Here is a 19,151-nt window from a genome sequence, read left to right as displayed (position 1 = left end):
GATGAGCGAGCCGGCCGCCGAGGGCGACTACCGGGTGCTGGGCACCGAGACCGTCTACGAGGGCCGGGTCATCACCCTGGTCCGCGACACCGTGGCGATGCCCGGCGGCGGCGACAGCGTGCGCGAGGTGGTCCGCCACCCCGGCGCGGTCGCCGTCGTCGCCCTGACCGACGACGGCGACGTCGTCCTGCTGCGGCAGTACCGGCACCCGGTGGGCGGCTACCTGTGGGAGCTGCCCGCCGGCCTGCGCGACGCGGAGGGCGAGGCGCCGCTGCTCACCGCCCAGCGCGAGCTCGCCGAGGAGGTGCGCATGGCCGCCGAGCGCTGGTCGCTGCTCACCACGACGTACAGCACGCCGGGCTTCTGCGACGAGCTCGTGCTGGTCTACCTCGCCGAGGGGCTCTCCGACGTCGACCGGCCGGACGGCTTCACCGTCGAGCACGAGGAGCTCGACATGACCGTCGAGACCGTGCCGCTGGCCGAGGCCGTGCAGCGGGTGTTCGACGGGTCGATCCGGAACTCGGCCGCCGTCGTCGGTCTGCTCGCCGCCGCCCAGCACCGCGCCGCGGGCACGCGGCTGCGCCCCGTCGACGCGACCTAGCGACCTCGCAGTTCGGCCCTCTCGCAGGGGCCCGCCGCGAGCCTGCGAGCGGTGGGGGGCGAGAGGGTCCCTTCTCAGCCGATGACGACGGGGCTGGACCAGCCGATCTGCACGTACTCGGTGACGCCGGTGTCCTCGTCGAGCACGAGCTCCTCGAGCCAGAACACGTAGGGGACCCCGCCGGTCAGGCCGCCCAGGGCCGCGGTCACCTCGCCGCAGTCGCCACGCTGGCCGACGGTCACCTGCGGCGGCGCGGGCTGCTCACCGGCCACCAGCTGCTGGCTGACCGCCGTCACCCGGTAGCCCTGCACGACGTCCCGGCCGTCGGCCTGCCAGCTCACCGTGGCCGACCCCGCGCCGGGCACCACACCGGGCGGGACCTGCCGGAGGCTGCCGTACCCGCCGCACTGGGCCGGTGGCGGGGTGGTCTGCAGCGGCTCGCCGTGGGGCACCAGCGGCGTGGGCAGCTCCACCTGCAGCCGGCGCGGCGCCGGGACGGCGAGCACCGGGGTGTCGACGACGGGGTCGGGCACGCCGGTCCAGACCTCCGGCGACTCGACCACCGGGGCCGGCTCGGGACCGTCGGCGGTCCCTGCGTTGCGGAACGGCGCCCAGGAGGCGGTCACCTGCGCGCCGATCTCCGTGGCCGGCGCCGACAGCGTCACCAGCCCGACCGCCGTCGCGACCAGCACCCCACCGGCGATCCCGCCGGCCGAGGGGCCGGAGCGCCCCCGCCGCCGCGACCGCGCCCGGCTGCGTCCCGTCCGTCCCACGCCCACCTCCTGGCTCAGCAGGGACATCGGCACGCGGGGCGGCGACCTCAACCCGAGAGCGGGGGCGCGGTGGCACCCGGGCCGGGATCGGGCAGCCGCAGCCCCAGCCGGGCGGCCTCCAGCGCGGCCAGCGCGCGCACCGCCGCAGGGTCGCCGGCCCGCCAGGCGGCGCCGGTGCCCGGCGGCAGCGCGGCCAGCCGGGTCAGGGGAGCGGTGGCGACGGCGCGGGCGGCGAGCAGCTCGAGGTCGCCCGGGCCGCCCGACATCCGCGCCACCGCCGAGGCCTCCCGGACCCAGCGCAGCCGCCACGGCAGCCAGCGCAGCAGCGCCCAGCCGACGGGGAGGACGACGAGGACGACGGCGAGCACCACGGCGAGCGTGCCGACGGCGTCCTGCGCGGACTGCCCCGCCCCGCTCACCGAGCCCGCGGCGTCGCCGAGCGCGTCGAACGGCGCGGACAGCTCGTCGCCGACCACGGGCACGTCCTCGGCCGCCGACGCCGCCGAGCCCATGCTGTCGGCCACCGACGTCCCGAGGTCCTCCACCGCGCGGCCGGGCTCGGCCAGCACGAGCACCGACCCGTGCACCACCCGCGCGACCAGCACCCACAGCACCGCCCACGCGAGCACGCCGACGTCGGCGAGGACCTGGCGCAGCCGGCGGTCGGGACGGGCGGCGTACAGGCGCATCAGGAACTTCCTCCTCCGGGCGGGTGACCCCGGCCATCGTCGGGGCTGCGCGCGGTGGCGGCAGCGCGGGCGCTGGCTAGGCTCCGGCCGGAGCCGCCCCACCGGGCGGCCGCAGCAGCACGACCCAGGAGCTGGCGCGGGCCGACGACCTCGGCCCGGCCGCACGGACGGGAGCGATCGGATGCACGTCGGGGTGCCCCGAGAGGTCAAGAACAGGGAGTACCGGGTGGCGCTGACCCCGGCCGGGGTCACCGAGCTGACCCGGGCCGGCCACACGGTGCTCGTCGAGGCGGGCGCGGGGGAGGGGTCCTCCATCCCGGACGCCGACTTCACCGCGGCGGGCGCGCGGATCGTCGGCAGCGCCGACGACGTCTGGGCCGACGCCGACCTGCTGCTCAAGGTCAAGGAGCCGGTGGAGGAGGAGTACGGGCGGCTGCGCGCCGGGCAGACGCTGTTCACCTACCTGCACCTGGCCGCCTCGCGGGCGTGCACCGAGGCCCTGGTCGCCTCCGGCACCACCGCGATCGCCTACGAGACCGTGCAGACGGCGAACGGCGCGCTGCCGCTGTTGGCGCCGATGAGCGAGGTCGCCGGGCGGATGGCGCCGCAGGTCGGCGCGCACAGCCTGGAGCGGGCCCACGGCGGGCGCGGGGTGCTGCTCGGCGGGGTGTCGGGCGTCTACGCGGCCAAGGTCGTCGTCCTCGGCGCCGGGGTGTCGGGGATGAACGCCGCGGCGATCGCGCTGGGCATGCAGGCCGAGGTCGTCGTCCTCGACCGCGACATCGACAAGCTGCGCGCCGCCGACCGGATCTACCAGGGCCACCTGCAGACCGTCGCCTCCACCTCCTACGAGGTCGAACGCGCCGTGCTCGACGCCGACCTGGTCATCGGCGCGGTGCTGGTGCCCGGGGCCAAGGCGCCCACGCTGGTGAGCAACGACCTGGTGAAGCGGATGAAGCCCGGCTCGGTGCTCGTCGACATCGCCGTCGACCAGGGCGGGTGCTTCGAGGACAGCCGGCCCACGACACACGACGAGCCGACCTTCCGCGTGCACGAGTCGGTGTTCTACTGCGTGGCGAACATGCCCGGAGCCGTTCCCAACACCTCCACGCACGCGCTCACCAACGTCACGCTGCCCTACGTCATGGCCCTGGCCGCCCAGGGCACGCGGGCCGCGGTGGGCGCCGACCCGGCCCTGGCCCACGGCGTCAACGTCGTGGCCGGCCACGTGGTGCTGCGGGAGGTGGCCGACGCGCACGGGATGGACGCCGTGCCGTGGGAGGAGGTCCTCACCTGACCGCGACCGCTGCGCCGCCCGACGTCGAGCGGGTGGTGACCGGCTACCTCGACCACCTCGCCGTCGAGCGGGGCCTGGCCGCCAACACGATCTCCTCCTACCGCCGCGACCTGCGCCGCTACGCGCGGTTCCTCGCCGACGCCGGCGTGCGCGGGCTGGGGGAGGTGGCCGAGAGCGACGTCTCGGGGTTCCTGGCCGCGCTGCGCGCCGGGGACGACGAGCACCCGCCGCTGTCGGCGACGTCGGCGGCGCGGGCGGTGGTCGCCGTCCGTGGCCTGCACCGGTTCGCCCTGCTCGACGGGCTGGTGCCCGGCGACGTCGCCGCCGAGGTCCGCCCGCCGGCGCCGGCGCGGCGGCTGCCCAAGGCGATCCCGGTGGAGGCCGTGGTGGCCCTGATCGAGGCGGCGGGCTCGCTCGAGGGCCCGCGCGGGCTGCGCGACCGGGCGCTGCTGGAGGTCCTCTACGGCACCGGCGCGCGCATCTCCGAGGCCGTGGGCCTGGCCGTCGACGACCTCGACCGCGGGCAGTCGGTGGTGCGGCTGGCCGGCAAGGGCGGCAAGGAACGGATCGTGCCGGTGGGCAGCTACGCCCTGCGCGCGGTCGAGGAGTACCTGGTGCGGGCCCGCCCGGCGCTGGCGGCGGCCGGGCGGGGCGGCGTCCGCGGCGGGCGGCTGTTCCTCAACGCCCGCGGCGGGCCGCTGTCGCGGCAGAGCGCCTGGGCGATCCTGCGGACGGCGGCCGAGCGGGCCGGCGACGCCGCGCTGGCGCAGCACGTGTCCCCCCACACGCTGCGGCACTCCTTCGCCACCCACCTGCTCGACGGCGGCGCCGACGTCCGCGTGGTGCAGGAGCTGCTCGGCCACGCCTCGGTGACCACGACGCAGGTGTACACGCTGGTGACGGTCGACAAGCTGCGCGAGGTCTACGCGAGCAGCCACCCGCGCGCGCTGAGCTGACGACCGGCTGGGCGCTGTTCCGGCACAAGTTGCCCACGGCGGCGCGGTGACCGCCTGGGGACAACGGCAACACTCGCCATCCCCGGCGTGTCGGCCCGCGAGATCCGTGCTGGCGTCCCTACCGTCGGTCACGACCCGAGCGGACAGGACGGCTGCCCGCGGCCGGCACCGCCGGCAGGGCACCGGAGGAAGGGCGACCCATGGCGATCCGAGGGGACGTGGCCGGACAGGCCCTCGTGCTCCCGGCCGAGGGCGGCACCGAGATGGGCGCCGCCACCTCGAAGCTGGACCCCGCGCGCGCACGGCAGCGGCGGCTCCCCGAGCCGCCGCCCCTCGAGCGGCACGGCCCGGCGCAGGTCATCGCGATGTGCAACCAGAAGGGCGGCGTCGGCAAGACGACGTCGACGATCAACCTGGGCGCCGCGCTGGTCGAGTACGGCCGCCGGGTGCTGCTGGTCGACCTCGACCCGCAGGGCGCGCTGTCGGTCGGCCTCGGCGTGCCCGCCCAGCAGCTCGAGCGCACCGTCTACAACGCGCTCATGGAGCGGCACACCACGCTGGCCGACGTCCGCGTGGGCACCGACGTGCCCGGCCTGGACCTGGTGCCGAGCAACATCGACCTGTCGGCCGCCGAGGTGCAGCTGGTCAGCGAGGTCGCCCGCGAGCAGACGCTGTTGCGCGCGCTGGACTCCGTCCGCGACGAGTACGACTACGTCCTCATCGACTGCCAGCCCTCGCTGGGCCTGCTGACCGTCAACGCGCTCACCGCCGCGCACGGCGTGGTCATCCCGCTGGAGTGCGAGTTCTTCTCGCTGCGCGGCGTGGCGCTGCTCGTCGACACGATCGACAAGGTCAAGGAGCGGCTCAACCCGTCGCTGGAGGTGTCCGGGATCCTCGCGACGATGTACGACTCCCGGACCGTGCACTGCCGGGAGGTGTTCAGCCGGGTGGTCGAGGCCTTCGGCGACACCGTGTTCCAAACGGTCATCCAGCGCACCGTGCGCTTCCCGGAGACCACCGTCGCCGGCCAGCCCATCACCACCTGGGCGCCGACCTCCTCGGGCGCGGCCGCCTACCGTGACCTGGCCAAGGAGGTGATCGCGCTGTGAGCGGGCGTGCGAGCTCACCCGTGTGCCGCGGACGTCGCGGAGCGCGTCCGACGAGCGCCGGCGAGGAGGTCGCGTGACGCGCCGTCCGGTGCTGCCCGGTGCCGACGAGCTGTTCCGGCGCACCGACACGCCCGCGGCGGAGGTCACCGAGCTGCCCGACCTGAAGTCGGCCACCACCTCCTCGGCGCTGCGGTCGGCGCACCGGCGGGTGGCCGCCGTGCCGGACGAGGAGCCGACTCCCGGCGGTGCCGGCCTGACGCTGGTCCCCGGCGGCGCGCAGGCCGACCCGCTGGCCGCCTACCGCGCACCGGTCGCCCCGGCGCCGTCGGCTCCCGGTGCCCGCACCCGGGGCAAGGCCGCCCGCCCGGTCGGGGGCGCCCGCACCCGCCACGACGAGAAGATCACCGTCTACATCTCCGCCGAGGAGCTGCTCGCGCTGGAGAGCGCCCGCCTGTCGCTGCGCGCCGAGCACGGCGTGGCCGCCGACCGCGGCCGGATCGTGCGCGAGGCGATCACCGTGCTGCTCGCCGACCTGGCCGACAACGGCGAGGACTCGGTGCTGGTCCGCCGCCTCCGCGGCTGAGGCCCGCCGTCCGCACGCGAATGGCGGGATCTGTCGGGGGCCGGCCGTAGCCTTGCCCTCCGTGAACGGTGCAGCGCAGGCGGTGGCGGAGCGCCCGGAGGTCGGCCCGGCGCGCTTCACCGTCCGGCTCACCAACTTCGAGGGCCCGTTCGACCTGCTGCTGCAGCTGATCGCCAAGCACCAGCTCGACGTCACCGAGATCGCCCTGTCGGTGGTCACCGACGAGTTCATCGCCCACCTGCGGGCCATGGGCGACGAGCTCGACCTCGACCAGGCCAGCGAGTTCCTCGTCGTCGCCTCCACCCTGCTCGACCTCAAGGCCGCCCGGCTGCTGCCGGCCGCCGAGATCGAGGACGAGGACGACCTCGAGCTGCTCGAGGCGCGCGACCTGCTCTTCGCCCGCCTGCTGCAGTACCGCGCCTACAAGCAGGCCGCCGCGTTCCTGCGCGAGCGGGAGACCGGCGCCGTCGGCCGGTACACCCGCGAGGTGCCGCTGGAGCCGCGCTTCGCCGGGTTGCTGCCCGAGGTGCTGCTGGGCGTCACGCCCGAGCGCTTCGCCGCCCTGGCCGCGCGGGCGCTGGCCCCGAAGGAGCCGCCGACGGTCGGCGTGGCGCACCTGCACGCCCCGGCCGTGAGCGTCGCCGAGCAGCTGCTCGCCGTCCGCGGCGCGCTGCTGGGCTCCGGCACGCTCACCTTCCGCGCGCTGACCGGGGACTGCTCGACGACGATGGAGGTCGTCGCCCGCTTCCTCGCCCTGCTCGAGCTCTACCGGCAGCAGCGCGTCACGTTCACCCAGCTGACGCCGCTCGGCGAGCTGCACGTGCGGTGGACCGGCCCGGCCGCCGTCCCGGCCGTGGCCGACCTCGGGGACGGCAGGCCCGGGGACGACGACCGGGAGGAGGCCTCGTGACCAGCCCGGACGACGAGCGGGGCCCCGTCTCCTGGGAGGCGCTGGCCGCCGAGCTGGCGGCCACCCGCGAGGAGACGGCCGGCCGCCCCGACGCCGACCCCGCCGTCTGGGACGCCGTCGCCGCGGAGCTGGCCGCCCGGGTGGCCGAGCGGCCGGCGGTGCCCGACGCCGAGCCCCCACCGGTGCCCGCCGAACCCGAGCCGACGCCGCCGCTCGGGCCGACCGCGGGGTCCACCGGGCCGGAGCCGCCGGCGCTGTTCGAGCTGCCGCCGCCGCCCGAGCCGGAGGAGCAGCTCGACGCCGGCGAGCTGCGCGGCGGGCTCGAGGCGCTGCTGTTCGTCGCCGACGGCCCAGTCGACGAGGCCACCCTCGCCGGGGCGCTGCGCTGCCCGCCGGCCCGCGTGCGGACGGCGCTGGGCGAGCTCGCGGCCGACTACGACACCCGCCGCGCCGGCATCACGCTGCGCCGGGTAGGGGAGGGGTGGCGGCTCTACACGCGGGAGGAGTTCGCCCCCGTGGTCGAGCGCCACCTGGCCGACGGGCAGCGCACCCGCCTGACCCAGGCCGCGCTGGAGACGCTCGCCGTCATCGCCTACCGCCAGCCGGTGACCCGCGCCCGGGTGTCGGCGATCCGCGGGGTCGGCGTCGACGGCGTCATGCGCACCCTGCTCGCCCGCGGCCTGGTGGCCGAGGTGGGCACCGACCCCGACAGTGGCGGCGGTCTCTACGGGACGACGCCGCTGTTCCTGGAGCGGCTGGGCCTGACCGGCCTCGACGAGCTGCCCCCGCTGGCGCCGCTGCTGCCCGACCCCGCCGCCGTCGCCCGCGAGACGTCGCAGGGCTGACGGTCCCGGCCTTCCTGGAGGACCTGATGGAGGTCCTCGCGGCCGGCCACGACCGGAGCCCACCGCAGGTGGCGGCGGTCCGCAAGCGTCACGGGTGGGTCCCCGGAGGTTGAGCACCTCCCCGTCGGCGCCGTCCGGCGGGTGGCCGCGGGGTGGGAGACTGGTCGCGATGACCACCGCCCCGCACCCCGACGAGCTCCCCGGCACCCCGGCCGGCGAGGGCTGGTCGGAGGACATGGAGCTCGCCCCGGCCCACCCCGCCGACCGCGAGCCCGCCGCCGCACCCGAGGAGCGCCAGGGAGAGCGGCTGCAGAAGGTGCTCGCCCGCGCCGGCGTCGGCTCCCGCCGCGTCTGCGAGGAGATGATCGACCGCGGCCGGATCAGCGTGAACGGCCGGACCGTCGTGGTCCAGGGCATGCGGGTGGACCCGGCCACCGACAAGATCGCCGTCGACGGGCGGCGGATCGAGCTGCGCGACGACCGCGTCACCTACGCGATCAACAAGCCCTCCGGCGTGCTCACCGCGATGAGCGACGACCGCGAGCGGCCCACGATCGGCGACATGGTCGGCGACCTCGCCCCCGGGCTGGTGCACGTCGGGCGGCTCGACCAGGACACCGAGGGCCTGCTGCTGGTCACCAACGACGGCGAGCTGGCCCACCGCCTGGCCCACCCCTCCTACGGGGTGAAGAAGACCTACCTGGCGCAGGTGTCGGGCTCGGTGTCCCGCGAGGTGCACCGCCGGCTGCGCGCGGGCGTCGAGCTCGAGGACGGCCCGGTGAAGGTCGACTCCTTCTCCGTCGTCGACACCCACGCCGGGCAGTCGGTGGTCGAGGTGGTCCTGCACGAGGGCCGCAAGCACATCGTGCGCCGGCTGCTGGCGCACGTCGGCCTGCCGGTGTCGCGGCTGACCCGCACCGCGGTCGGCCCGGTGCAGCTGCAGCGGATGCGCAGTGGCTCGATCCGCCGGCTGACCCGCCAGGAGGTCGGCGCTCTCGAGGAGCTCGTCGGCCTGTAGGAGCCGCCTCCGTTCCCCCGTGACCATCAGCACCTGGCTGCCCCCGTCGGCGTGTCGGGCAGCCACCCGCCGATGATCACGGCGGGGAGGCGGGGAGGCCAGGGGGAGGCGGTGGTCAGTCGATCCAGCGGGCGGGGTCGGCCAGGACGCCGTCCAGCGCCCGGAGAGCCGCGCCCGTGGCTCCGGCGGCCGGGAGCGCGGAGGCCTCCCGCACGTCCACGCGGCGCCACCGCGCCGAGAGCACCCGCCGCCCCAGCAGGTGCTCGACTCGCGGGCGCAGGAGCCCGGTGAGCGCGGCCAGCTGCCCGCCGAGGACGACGGTGGGCAGGTCGAGCACGTTGAGGACGCCGGCGAGCGCCACGCCCAGCGCGTCGGCCGCCGCGGTCACGGCCCGCTCGGCGTCGGCGTCCCCCGCGGCCACCCGCGCGGCGAGCTCCGCCGGCGGGGCGTCGCGCGCCAGCCCGGCGGCGGCCATGAGCGCGTGCCGCCCGGCGTACTGCTCCAGGCAGCCGGTCGAGCCACAGCGGCAGGCCGGGCCGGCCGGGTCGACGCACACGTGGCCCACCTCGCCGGCCCACCCGGCGCTGCCGCCGACGACGCGTCCGTCGAGGACGGCGGCGCCGCCGATGCCGATCTGCCCGGACAGGTAGAGGAAGTCCCGCAGGGGACCCGGCCGCCCCGGCGCCGCCTCGGCGACCGTGCGGGCGGCCAGGTCGGCCTCGTTGCCGGGCGCCGGCGTGAGGCCGCCCGGCAGGTGCGTGGCCAGCAGGTCGGCGGCGGGGACGCCGGACCAGCCCAGGTTGGGTGCCCGCAGCAGCACGCCGCTCCCGGCGTCGACCAGGCCCGGCAGTGCCAGCCCGGCCCCGGCCAGCCGCACCCCTCCGGCCCCGGACACGACCTCGGTGGCCAGCGCGCCGAGGCGGGCCAGCGTCGGCTCCGGGTCGGCTCCGGCGAGGTCCCGTTCCTCCACCTGCTCGGCCACCACCCGGCCGCGCAGGTCCAGCACCCGGGCGGCGAGCAGTCCGGCGTCGACCTGCAGGCCGAGGGCTCCGGTGCGCGCGCCGGGCAGCAGCGGCGTGGCCGGTCGTCCGGGACCCGACGGGGTCGGCCGCGCGCCCTCGTCGAGCAGGCCGCCGGCGACCAGGTCGTCGACCAGCCGGGTGGCGGTCGCCCGCGTCGTCCCGGCCCGGGTGGCGACGTCGGCCCGCGACGGCGGTGTGTCCGCGGCGCAGACGGTCCGCAGCACGAGCGCCAGGTTGGTGCTGCGCAGCGTCGACTGGCGCGCGACGCTGGGCTGCGGCCGGGTCGTCGTCACCTCTTGAGACTAACGGGGTCCACGGGTTATGTTCTATGGCAATACAAATTCAGTGGAGGGATCCCCATGAGCGCGCTGCAGCCCACCCGCGAGGACAAGTTCACCTTCGGCCTCTGGACCGTCGGCTGGCCGGGCCGCGACCCCTTCGGCGAGGCCAGCCGCTCGGCCGTCGACGTCGTCGAGTCGGTGCACCGCCTCGCCGAGATGGGCGCCTACGGCGTCACCTTCCACGACGACGACGTGATCCCGTTCGGCAGCGACACCACCGCGCGCGACGAGCACGTCAAGCGCTTCCGCGCCGCGCTGGACGAGACCGGCCTGGTCGTGCCGATGGTCACCACCAACCTGTTCACCCACCCGGTGTTCAAGGAGGGCGGCCTGACCGCCAACGACCGCGAGGTCCGCCGCTACGCCATGCGCAAGGTCATGCGCAACATGGACCTCGCCGCCGAGCTGGGCGCGCAGACCTACGTCCTGTGGGGCGGCCGCGAGGGCACCGAGGTCGACACCGCCAAGGACCTCCTCGCCGCGCTGGACCGCTACGCCGAGGCGATCGACACCCTGGCGGCCTACTCCGAGGCCCGCGGCTACGGCCTGCGCTTCGCGCTGGAGCCCAAGCCCAACGAGCCCCGCGGCGACATCTTCCTGCCCACCGTCGGGCACGCCATCGCCTTCATCTCCAAGCTCGACCACGCCTCCCTCGTGGGGATCAACCCCGAGACCGGCCACGAGCAGATGTCGAACCTGAACTTCACCCACGGCATCGCCGAGGCGATCTGGCTGGGCAAGCTCTTCCACATCGACCTCAACGGCCAGCACGGGCCCAAGTTCGACCAGGACCTGGTGTTCGGCCACGGCGACCTGCTGCAGGCCTTCAGCACCGTCGACCTGCTGGAGAACGGCGGCCCGCAGGGCGGCCCGTCCTACGACGGTCCCCGGCACTTCGACTACAAGCCGCTGCGCACCGAGGACATGGACGGCGTCTGGCGCTCGGCCGAGGCCAACATGCGCACCTACCTGCTGCTCAAGGAGCGGGCCGCGGCCTTCCGCGCCGACCCCGAGGTGCAGGAGGCGCTCGCCGCCGCCCGCGTCCCGGAGCTGCGGCAGCCGACCCTGGGCGAGGGCGAGACCTTCGAGGAGCTGCTGGTCGACCGCTCGTCGTTCGAGGACTTCGACGCCGACACCGTCGCCCAGCGCGGCGCCGGGGTCGTCCGCGTCGACCAGCTGATGCTCGAGCACCTGCTCGGCGCCCGCTGAGCCGGTCATGACACTGGTGGCCGGGGTCGACTCGTCGACCCAGTCGTGCAAGGTCGTGGTGCGGGACGCCGACAGCGGCGCCCTGGTCCGGGAGGGCCGGGCGCCGCACCCGGAGGGCACCGAGGTGGACCCGGCCGCCTGGGAGGCGGCGCTGCGGACGGCGGTCGCCGAGGCCGGCGGCCTCGACGACGTCGCCGCGGTGGCCGTCGGCGGGCAGCAGCACGGGATGGTCTGCCTCGACGAGGACGGCCGGGTCGTGCGCGACGCCCTGCTGTGGAACGACACCCGCTCGGCGCAGGCGGCGACGGACCTGACCGCCGAGCTGGGCGGCCCGCAGGCGTGGGCCGACGCCGTCGGCCTGGTGCCGGTGGCCTCCTTCACCGTCACCAAGCTGCGCTGGCTGGCCGAGGCCGAGCCGGCGAACGCGGCGCGGACGGCGGCGGTGTGCCTGCCGCACGACTGGCTCACCTGGCAGCTGGCCGGTACGCCGGGCCTCGACGCCCTGGTCACCGACCGCGGGGACGCCAGCGGCACCGGCTACTGGTCGCCGGCGGAGGAGGCATACCGGCCCGACCTGCTCGAGCGGGCCTTCGGCCGCACGCCGGTGCTGCCGCGGGTGCTCGGTCCGGCCGAGCGGGCCGGGACGGTCGCCGGCGGCGGCGCGGTGCTCGGTCCCGGCACCGGCGACAACGCGGCCGCGGCGCTGGGCATCAGCGCCGAGCCCGGTGACGTCGTGCTGTCGATCGGCACTTCTGGCGTGGTCTCCACCGTGTCCACCACGCCGAGCGCCGACCCGTCGGGCACCGTGGCCGGGTTCGCCGACGCCACCGGCAACTTCCTGCCGCTGGTCGTCACGCTGAACGCCGCCCGGGTGCTCGACGCCACCGCCCGGCTGCTCGGCGTCGACCACGCGGAGCTGTCCCGGCTGGCGCTCAGCGCGCCGGCCGGGGCCGGCGGCCTGGTGCTGGTGCCCTACCTGGAGGGCGAGCGGACGCCGGACCGCCCGCGCTCCACCGGGGCGGTGCACGGCCTGACCCTGGCCACCGCCACCCCGGCGCACCTGGCGCGCGCCGCCGTCGAGGGGCTGCTGTGCGGCCTCGCCGACGGGCTGGAGGCCATCGCCGCCCAGGGCAACCCGGTGCGCCGAGTGCTCCTGGTCGGCGGCGGCGCCCGCTCGGAGGCCGTCCGCCGGCTCGCCCCCGCCGTCCTCGGCGTGCCGGTCCTGGTGCCGCCGCCGGGGGAGTACGTGGCCGACGGCGCCGCCCGGCAGGCCGCCTGGGTGCTCGCCGGCGGCGACTCCCCGCCGGTGTGGCCGGCCACCAGCACCGAGACCTTCGAGGCCGACCCGGTCCCGTTCGTCCGCGAGCGCTACGCCGAGGTCCGCGACCTCACCGCCGGCCGCGCGCGGTGAGCCTGCTCCCCACGGGCGAGCAGCACGTCCTGCGCGCCGGGGACGCCGAGGCCGTCGTCGTCGAGGTCGGCGGCGGGCTGCGCAGCTACCGGGCCGGCGGCGGCGACGTCGTCGACGGGTACGGGTCCCGCGAGATGGCCGCCGACTGCCGCGGGCAGGTGCTCGCCCCCTGGCCCAACCGGCTGCGCGACGGCGTCTGGTCCTGGGAGGGCGCCCGGCACGTCACGCCGGTGACCGAGCCCGAGCGCGGGACGGCGCTGCACGGCCTGGTCCGGTACGCCGCCTGGCGGGTGGCCGGCCGGGCGGAGGACGCCGTCGTCCTCGAGCACGTGCTGTTCCCGCAGCCGGGCTACCCGTTCGCCCTGCGGCTGCAGGTGGCCTACGCGCTGTCGGCCGAGGGGCTGCGGGTGACGACGACGGCGAGCAACGAGGGCGAGACCGACCTGCCCTACGGCGAGGGCCACCACCCCTACCTGGCCTCGCCGGGCGGACGGCTCGACGGCGACGTGCTCACCGTGCCGGCGGCCACCCGGATCACCCCGGACGAGCGGCTGCTGCCGGTGGGCACCGAGCCGGTCGAGGGGACGCCGTACGACCTGCGCACCGGCCGGCGGATCGGCGACCTGCGCCTCGACGACTGCCTCACCGACCTCGCGCGCGACGCCGACGGGGTGGCCGAGGTGCGGCTGGTGGGCCCCGACGGCCGGGGCGCCGCCGTCTGGCTGGACGCCTCCTACCGCTACCTGCAGCTGTTCAGCGGCGACGTCGTCGAGCTCGCGTCCCGCCGCCGGCAGGGGCTGGCCGTCGAGCCGATGACCTGCCCGCCGGACGCCTTCCGCTCCGGGGAGGCGGTCGTCCGGCTGGCGCCGGGGGAGTCGACGACGTCGACCTGGGGCATCCGCCCGCTCTGACCCGCCCCGGAGGCACCGCTCGTCGTGCCCGCGGCTGCCACGGGGAGGGCGGTGGCGGGAGGTACCTAGACTCGACCGGGCACCCCGGAACGGGAGCCGGGACCGACCGAGGAGGGTGCACGTGGCCGTACGGGCCATCCGGGGCGCGACACAGGTGGACGCCGACGACCGCGACCAGGTCCTCGAGGCCACCCGGGAGCTGGTGAGCACGGTGGTCGAGCGCAACGGCCTCCACCACGACGACATCATCAGCATCCTGTTCACCGCGACCCCCGACCTCGTCTCGGAGTTCCCCGCGCTCGCCGCCCGCGAGCTGGGCATGGGCGACGTGCCGCTGATGTGCGCGACCGAGATCTCCGTGCCGCACGCGCTGCCGCGGGTGCTGCGGCTGATGGCGCACGTGGAGACCCCGAAGCCGCGGACGGAGATCCAGCACGTGTACCTGCGGGGTGCCGTGGCGCTGCGACGGGACATCGCGCAGTGAGCGAGCGCCAGCGAGCGGCCACCACTGCGCGGGGTGATCGCGCAGTGAGCGAGCGCCAGCGAGCGGCCACCACTGCGCGGGGTGATCGCGCAGTGAGCGAGCGCCAGCGAGCGGCCACCACTGCGCGGGGTGATCGCGCAGTGAGCGCGGCGAGCGGCTTCCGGGGACAGGTGACCCTCGACGGGCCGTCGGGGACGGGCAAGTCGTCGGTGGCGCGCGCGGTGGCCGCCCGGCTGGGCGCGGCCTACCTCGACACCGGCGCCATGTACCGCGCCGCCACCGTGGCCGTGCTCGACGCCGGGGTCGACCCGGAGGACGCCGAGGCGGTGGCCCGCGTGGTGGCCCTCGCCCGCATCGAGGTGGGGACGCACGCAGACACCGAGCAGGTGGCGGTCGACGGCACCGACGTCGCGGTGCGCATCCGCGGCGCCGAGGTCACCCGCACCGTGTCGGCGGTCTCGGCGGTGCCCGCGGTGCGCCGCCGGCTGGTCGACCAGCAGCGGTCGCTGGCGGCCGCGGCCGACGCCGTCGTCGTCGAGGGCCGCGACATCGGCACCGTGGTGCTGCCCGACGCGACCGTGAAGGTCTATCTGACCGCCGCGCCGGAGGCCCGCGCGCAGCGGCGGGCGGCCCAGCTCGGGCTGACCACCCCTGACGAGATCGCCGACCTGGCCGCCGACCTGCGCCGCCGCGACGAGTACGACAGCAGCCGCGCGGACAGCCCGCTGCGGCCGGCCGCCGACGCGGTGGTGGTCGACAGCACCGACCTCGACCGGGACCAGGTGGTCGACCGCGTGGTGGAGCTGGCCTGCTCGGCAGTGGAGGTGGGCTCGTGAGCGAGGAGGGGACCGGCGCTCCGCTGCCGGTGGTGGCGATCGTCGGGCGACCCAACGTGGGCAAGTCGACGCTGGTCAACCGGGTCCTGGGCCGGCGGGCCGCGGTGGTGCAGGACGTCCCGGGGGTCACCCGCGACCGCATCTCCTACGAGGCGCTGTGGAACGGCCGGCGGTTCACCGTGACCGACACCGGCGGCTGGGACCCGCGGGCCGACGGGCTGGGTGCCTCGATCAGCCGGCAGGCCGAGCACGCGATGCGCACCGCCGACGTCGTCGTGCTCGTCGTCGACAGCCAGGTCGGGGCCACCGACACCGACCTGGCGGCCGCGCGCATCCTGCGCCGCAGCGACCGGCCGGTGATCCTCGTCGCCAACAAGGTCGACGACGAGCGCAGCGAGGCCGGCGCCGCCGAGCTGTGGTCGCTGGGCCTGGGGGAGCCGCAGCCGGTGAGCGCGCTGCACGGCCGCGGTTCCGGCGACCTGCTCGACCTGGTCCTCGACGCGCTGCCCGAGGCGCCGCGCGGGGAGCCGGAGGAGGGCGGTCCGCGCCGGGTGGCGCTGGTCGGCCGGCCCAACGTGGGCAAGTCCAGCCTGCTCAACCGGCTGGCCAAGGAGGAGCGCTCCGTCGTCGACTCCGTCGCCGGCACCACCGTCGACCCGGTCGACTCGATCATCACCCTCGGCGGCGAGGAGTGGCGGTTCGTCGACACCGCCGGCCTGCGCCGCAAGGTCAACACCGCCAGCGGCACGGAGTACTACGCCAGCCTGCGCACCGAGGCCGCGATCCAGGCCGCCGAGGTCGCCGTCGTCCTGCTGGCCGCCGACGAGGTGATCAGCGAGCAGGACCAGCGGGTGATCACCCAGGTGATCGAGGCCGGCCGCGCGCTGGTCATCGCGTTCAACAAGTGGGACGCCATCGACGAGGACCGGCACGCCCAGCTGGAGCGGGAGGTCGAGCGCGATCTCGCCCGCGTGCGGTGGGCCTCGCGGGTGAACATCTCGGCGGTCAGCGGCCGCGGCGTTGGCAGGCTCGCCGACCACCTGCGGGCCGCGCTGGCCTCGTGGGAGACGCGGATCCCCACGGCCGAGCTCAACGCCTACGTCCGCCAGCTGGTGATGGAGACGCCGCCGCCGGCCCGGGGCGGGCGCGCGCCGAAGATCAAGTACGTGACGCAGGCCGACGTCCGGCCGCCGCGGTTCGTCGTGTTCTCCACCGGGTTCCTCGAGGCGGGCTACCGGCGCTTCCTCGAGCGCAAGCTGCGCGAGCGGTGGGGCTTCGGCGGGACGCCGATCGACATCTCCGTCAAGGTCCGCGAGGGCCGGGGGAGCGAGCGGCAGCGCGGCTGACCGATGAGTCCGGCCTCCGGGGCGGGTCTCCACTGCGCGATCCCACGAACCCGGAGGCCGAGATGACTGCACCGCAGACGCACACCCTGGAGACGGCCGGAGCCGTCGTCACCTACGACGTCCGGCCGGGGGACGGTCCGCCGCTGCTGGTGATCGCCTCGCCGATGGGCGCCTCGGGCCTGGCCTCGCTGGCGGCGCGCTTCCCCGACCGCACGGTGGTCACCTACGACCCGCGCGGAGCCGACCGCAGCCGGCGCACCGACGGCGCCGCCACGTCGACACCGGAGGAGCACGCCGACGACCTGTCCCGGCTGATCGCGACCCTGGACGCCGGACCCATCGACGTCTTCGCCACCAGCGGGGGAGCGGGGAACGCGCTGGTGCTGGTCGCCCGGCACCCGGAGCAGGTGCGGACGCTCGTGGCGCACGAGCCGCCGGCGGCCGCGCTCCTGCCCGACCGCGAGACGGCGCTGGCCGCCTCGCGGCACGTGCACGAGACCTACCTGGGTCGTGGCTTCGGCGCCGGAATGGCCGAGTTCATCGCGCTCGTCATGCACTCCGGGCCGGTCCCCGAGGACTGGGCCGCCCGGCCGGTCCCGGACCCCGCGGTGTTCGGGCTGCCCACCGAGGACGACGGGTCCCGCGACGACGTGCTGCTGGGGCAGAACATCGTGTCCTCGACGCACCACGAGCACGACATCGAGGCGCTGCGGGCGGCGTCCACGCGGATCGTCGTCGCGGTCGGGGAGCGGTCGGCGGGACAGCTGGCCCACCGCGGCGGCGAGGCGGTCGCCGAGCGGCTGGGGATCACGCCGGTCGTGTTCCCCGGCGACCACGGCAGCTTCCTCGACGCCGGCCACGGCGAGCCGGCGGACGTCGACGCCGTGGCCGGGAAGCTGCGGGAGGTCCTGGCTGCCGGGGACCGGGTGCCGACGGGCGGCTGACCACCGGACGGACGCCGGGACCCGGTGCGGTAACCTGCTCTCGCAGCGATCGGGCGGTGCGAGCCGCCCGGCGCTCGGGCTGTAGCGCAGCTTGGTAGCGCACTTGACTGGGGGTCAAGGGGTCGCAGGTTCAAATCCTGTCAGCCCGACAGCAGAACCGCAGGTCAGAGGCGGGTTGGTCGATCAGACCAACCCGCCTCTCGCGTGAGTGCGGCGACCGCACCGCAACAGGAACCGCAACGCGGTTCGGACCGCAACGTCACCAGTGGATCGCCTGCCCGAGCTTGTCGGCCGCCTCGCGCTGCTGCACCGGGGCCACGTGGCTGTAGATGTCGGCCGTGATGGCGTAGGAGCTGTGCCCGAGGTGCTCCTGCACCACCTTGGTGTGCGTGCCCGCGGCGAGCAGGAAGCTCGCCGCCGAGTGACGCAGCGTGTGCAGGTGGACGCCGCGCAGGCCGGCTCGCTCGGCCAGTGCCTCGAACCAACGTAGGACGTTGCGCGGTTCCAACGGCGTGCCGATCTCTGACGTGAACACGAGCCCGCTGGACTGCCACAGGCTGCCTGCGGCGAGCTGCTCCGCGGCCTGGCGCTTGCGGTGCGCCCGCAATGTCTCGACGGCGGGGACGGGGAGCGGCACGGTGCGCCGCGACTTCTCGGTCTTCGGCTCGCCCAGCTCGAGACCCGCAGACGTCCGCGACAGCGTCCAGCGCACCCGGACGACGGCTGCTTCGAGGTCGACGTCCCGCCAGTGCAGGGCCAGCGCCTCACCGCGGCGGAGGCCGGTCGCCAGCATGACGCGGTAGAGAGCCTCCAAGCGGTCACCGCGGATTGCCTTGAGCAGCGCTTCCGCCTGCGTCCTGCCGCTGATTTCCCGCCGCTTCACCTCGCCGAAGTCGTCTCGATGGGTCAGAGCCGAGTACCATCGTCCGCTGGCCCGCTTGAAGATCGACCCCTCGCCGTTCCCTCGCTTCGCCATGAGACTCCCTCCCATCGCTGAGGCCGGCGGCCGTCCGGCCGCTCTCGGCCTTCCTGATGGTTCGGCGGAGAGTGTTCAGCACCCGTCCGACCACGGCGCCCGTTCTGCACAGGTCAGGACGCATCCCAGGGATCGTGATCGAAGAGCCCGCTCTGATTCGCCGACTTGGGCTGGCTGCGTCGACGGTGCTGGGCAGGCGCCGCCTGTGGGCGGTTTTGCAGCATGCGGACATAGCGCTCGAGTTCGGCGCGGGCCAGCCGGCAGCTGCGACTGATGTGGACTGGGCGCAGGTCGCCGGCCTCATGAGGGCGTAGACGGTGGTGCGGCCCACGCGGAGGACCTGTGCAGCCTCCTCCGGCGTCAGCAGTAACGCGTCGCCGGTCATCCCGTCCCGGACCCGCTGTGCGTCGGTCACGTCGTCCTCCTCGTGGCCCTCCCGCTCTCTGCGCGCCGTCGCTTGGTGCGGCACGCCACCCGAGAAGGCGCCGGCTGGGTCCGATTGGTGACGGTGCAGCGGAGACCTCCTGACTTCCTCCGGTGCTCCTCCGGTCCGGCTCACGATCACCGAGACCGACATGCTGCTCACCACACCTGACACGGCGCCCGCGCAGGAGACCGGAGGCCGGCGGCGTCGTCCCTGCGACACTGATGCTCATTCCTCCTGCCGGCGCGCAACGCCCTGCTGGCGTCATCGACGTCGACGTGTCGGAACACCGGCACAACGGCAGGGCCGAGCCGCCGGACTGCCGCATCGGGTGCCTCGAGCGTCGGCCGTGAACTGCCTGCCCATGCCTGCCTCTGCGTACCTAGGCCCGTTGGCGCCCCTGAGCCTTCCGATTTCTCCGGTTCTGCTCCTGTACGTCGGGGCTCGGATGTGTCATGCCGCCGTC

Annotated in this window: 19 protein-coding genes and 1 tRNA gene; 16 read left to right on the top strand and 4 right to left on the bottom strand. The window is 75.6% G+C overall.

Annotated elements, in window-relative coordinates; genetic code table 11:
- Position 1: 1 nt before the first annotated feature.
- A complete protein-coding gene (locus ACWIZO_RS22145) occupies positions 2 to 601 on the top strand; it encodes an NUDIX domain-containing protein (RefSeq protein ID WP_448639766.1) in 600 nt (199 codons plus the stop codon).
- A gap of 74 nt (positions 602 to 675) precedes the next feature.
- On the opposite strand, the gene ACWIZO_RS22140 is transcribed toward ACWIZO_RS22145, so the two are convergent.
- On the bottom strand, positions 676 to 1,374 hold the full coding sequence (locus ACWIZO_RS22140; protein ID WP_448639765.1) for a hypothetical protein: 699 nt from the start codon (positions 1,372 to 1,374) through the stop codon (positions 676 to 678).
- Positions 1,375 to 1,421: 47 nt separating this feature from the next.
- A complete protein-coding gene (locus ACWIZO_RS22135; RefSeq protein WP_448639764.1) occupies positions 1,422 to 2,063 on the bottom strand; it encodes a hypothetical protein in 642 nt (213 codons plus the stop codon).
- A 181-nt stretch (positions 2,064 to 2,244) separates the two neighbouring features.
- On the opposite strand from ACWIZO_RS22135, the gene ald reads away from it, so the two are divergent.
- The 7 genes from ald to ACWIZO_RS22100 all read left to right on the top strand — a co-directional run bounded on the left by ald (position 2,245) and on the right by ACWIZO_RS22100 (position 8,781).
- Entirely contained in the window at positions 2,245 to 3,360 is a 1,116-nt protein-coding gene (ald, locus tag ACWIZO_RS22130) for an alanine dehydrogenase (RefSeq protein ID WP_448639763.1), read from the top strand.
- Complete coding sequence (locus tag ACWIZO_RS22125; RefSeq protein WP_448639762.1) at positions 3,339 to 4,316, top strand: site-specific tyrosine recombinase XerD; 978 nt, start codon at positions 3,339 to 3,341, stop codon at positions 4,314 to 4,316. Before ald ends, ACWIZO_RS22125 begins: the two co-directional genes overlap by 22 nt.
- Positions 4,317 to 4,516: 200 nt before the next feature.
- Positions 4,517 to 5,425 (top strand): ParA family protein, encoded by a 909-nt coding sequence (locus ACWIZO_RS22120; protein ID WP_448639761.1) that lies wholly within the window; start codon positions 4,517 to 4,519, stop codon positions 5,423 to 5,425.
- Between the two features lie 73 nt (positions 5,426 to 5,498).
- Entirely contained in the window at positions 5,499 to 6,008 is a 510-nt protein-coding gene (locus ACWIZO_RS22115) for a hypothetical protein (protein WP_448639760.1), read from the top strand.
- Positions 6,009 to 6,069: 61 nt separating this feature from the next.
- The gene (locus ACWIZO_RS22110; RefSeq protein WP_448639759.1) at positions 6,070 to 6,918 is read left to right on the top strand and encodes a segregation and condensation protein A; all 849 of its coding nucleotides are present in this window, start codon (positions 6,070 to 6,072) and stop codon (positions 6,916 to 6,918) included.
- Positions 6,915 to 7,763 (top strand): SMC-Scp complex subunit ScpB, encoded by an 849-nt coding sequence (scpB, locus tag ACWIZO_RS22105; RefSeq protein ID WP_448639758.1) that lies wholly within the window; start codon positions 6,915 to 6,917, stop codon positions 7,761 to 7,763. Before ACWIZO_RS22110 ends, scpB begins: the two co-directional genes overlap by 4 nt.
- 169 nt (positions 7,764 to 7,932) lie before the next feature.
- A complete protein-coding gene (locus tag ACWIZO_RS22100; RefSeq protein WP_446760975.1) occupies positions 7,933 to 8,781 on the top strand; it encodes a pseudouridine synthase in 849 nt (282 codons plus the stop codon).
- A gap of 115 nt (positions 8,782 to 8,896) precedes the next feature.
- On the opposite strand, the gene ACWIZO_RS22095 is transcribed toward ACWIZO_RS22100, so the two are convergent.
- Positions 8,897 to 10,096, bottom strand: coding sequence for an ROK family protein (locus tag ACWIZO_RS22095; RefSeq protein ID WP_448639757.1), 1,200 nt, complete (start codon positions 10,094 to 10,096; stop codon positions 8,897 to 8,899).
- A 66-nt stretch (positions 10,097 to 10,162) separates the two neighbouring features.
- Between ACWIZO_RS22095 and xylA the strand changes: the two genes are divergently transcribed.
- The 8 genes from xylA (at position 10,163) to ACWIZO_RS22055 (ending at position 17,434) form a co-directional block, all read left to right on the top strand.
- Complete coding sequence (gene xylA / locus ACWIZO_RS22090; RefSeq protein WP_448639756.1) at positions 10,163 to 11,353, top strand: xylose isomerase; 1,191 nt, start codon at positions 10,163 to 10,165, stop codon at positions 11,351 to 11,353.
- 7 nt (positions 11,354 to 11,360) lie between these two features.
- Positions 11,361 to 12,764 carry a xylulokinase gene (gene xylB, locus ACWIZO_RS22085; RefSeq protein WP_448639755.1) on the top strand — a complete coding sequence of 468 codons (1,404 nt, stop codon included), beginning with the start codon at positions 11,361 to 11,363 and terminating at the stop codon, positions 12,762 to 12,764.
- Positions 12,761 to 13,675 (top strand): aldose 1-epimerase family protein, encoded by a 915-nt coding sequence (locus ACWIZO_RS22080; RefSeq protein WP_448639754.1) that lies wholly within the window; start codon positions 12,761 to 12,763, stop codon positions 13,673 to 13,675. The genes xylB and ACWIZO_RS22080 overlap by 4 nt, the downstream gene beginning before the upstream one ends.
- Positions 13,676 to 13,796: 121 nt before the next feature.
- Positions 13,797 to 14,159, top strand: a complete 363-nt coding sequence (aroH, locus tag ACWIZO_RS22075; RefSeq protein ID WP_448639753.1) for a chorismate mutase — start codon at positions 13,797 to 13,799, stop codon at positions 14,157 to 14,159.
- Between the two features lie 140 nt (positions 14,160 to 14,299).
- A complete protein-coding gene (cmk, locus tag ACWIZO_RS22070; RefSeq protein ID WP_448639752.1) occupies positions 14,300 to 14,995 on the top strand; it encodes a (d)CMP kinase in 696 nt (231 codons plus the stop codon).
- Positions 14,992 to 16,341: a ribosome biogenesis GTPase Der gene (der, locus tag ACWIZO_RS22065; protein WP_448639751.1), complete on the top strand. Its 1,350-nt coding sequence runs from the start codon at positions 14,992 to 14,994 to the stop codon at positions 16,339 to 16,341. Before cmk ends, der begins: the two co-directional genes overlap by 4 nt.
- A 62-nt stretch (positions 16,342 to 16,403) precedes the next feature.
- Complete coding sequence (locus tag ACWIZO_RS22060; RefSeq protein ID WP_448639750.1) at positions 16,404 to 17,285, top strand: alpha/beta fold hydrolase; 882 nt, start codon at positions 16,404 to 16,406, stop codon at positions 17,283 to 17,285.
- A 75-nt stretch (positions 17,286 to 17,360) separates the two neighbouring features.
- Positions 17,361 to 17,434 (top strand) — tRNA-Pro (locus ACWIZO_RS22055).
- 110 nt (positions 17,435 to 17,544) lie between these two features.
- Here ACWIZO_RS22055 and ACWIZO_RS22050 read toward each other — a convergent pair.
- A complete protein-coding gene (locus ACWIZO_RS22050; protein ID WP_448639749.1) occupies positions 17,545 to 18,261 on the bottom strand; it encodes a site-specific integrase in 717 nt (238 codons plus the stop codon).
- Positions 18,262 to 19,151 lie beyond the last annotated feature (890 nt).

It is taken from the genome of Geodermatophilus sp. URMC 63 (assembly GCF_053502565.1).
This window is presented reverse-complemented; position numbering and strand designations above follow the sequence as displayed.

Coding starts and splice junctions, on each gene's coding strand:
- ACWIZO_RS22145 (WP_448639766.1), top strand. CDS start 2: ATGAGCGAGCCGGCCGCCGAGGGCGACTACCGGGTGCTGGGCACCGAG.
- ACWIZO_RS22135 (WP_448639764.1), bottom strand. CDS start 2,063: ATGCGCCTGTACGCCGCCCGTCCCGACCGCCGGCTGCGCCAGGTCCTC.
- ald (WP_448639763.1), top strand. CDS start 2,245: ATGCACGTCGGGGTGCCCCGAGAGGTCAAGAACAGGGAGTACCGGGTG.
- ACWIZO_RS22120 (WP_448639761.1), top strand. CDS start 4,517: ATGGCGATCCGAGGGGACGTGGCCGGACAGGCCCTCGTGCTCCCGGCC.
- ACWIZO_RS22100 (WP_446760975.1), top strand. CDS start 7,933: ATGACCACCGCCCCGCACCCCGACGAGCTCCCCGGCACCCCGGCCGGC.
- xylA (WP_448639756.1), top strand. CDS start 10,163: ATGAGCGCGCTGCAGCCCACCCGCGAGGACAAGTTCACCTTCGGCCTC.
- xylB (WP_448639755.1), top strand. CDS start 11,361: ATGACACTGGTGGCCGGGGTCGACTCGTCGACCCAGTCGTGCAAGGTC.
- ACWIZO_RS22060 (WP_448639750.1), top strand. CDS start 16,404: ATGACTGCACCGCAGACGCACACCCTGGAGACGGCCGGAGCCGTCGTC.
- ACWIZO_RS22050 (WP_448639749.1), bottom strand. CDS start 18,261: ATGGCGAAGCGAGGGAACGGCGAGGGGTCGATCTTCAAGCGGGCCAGC.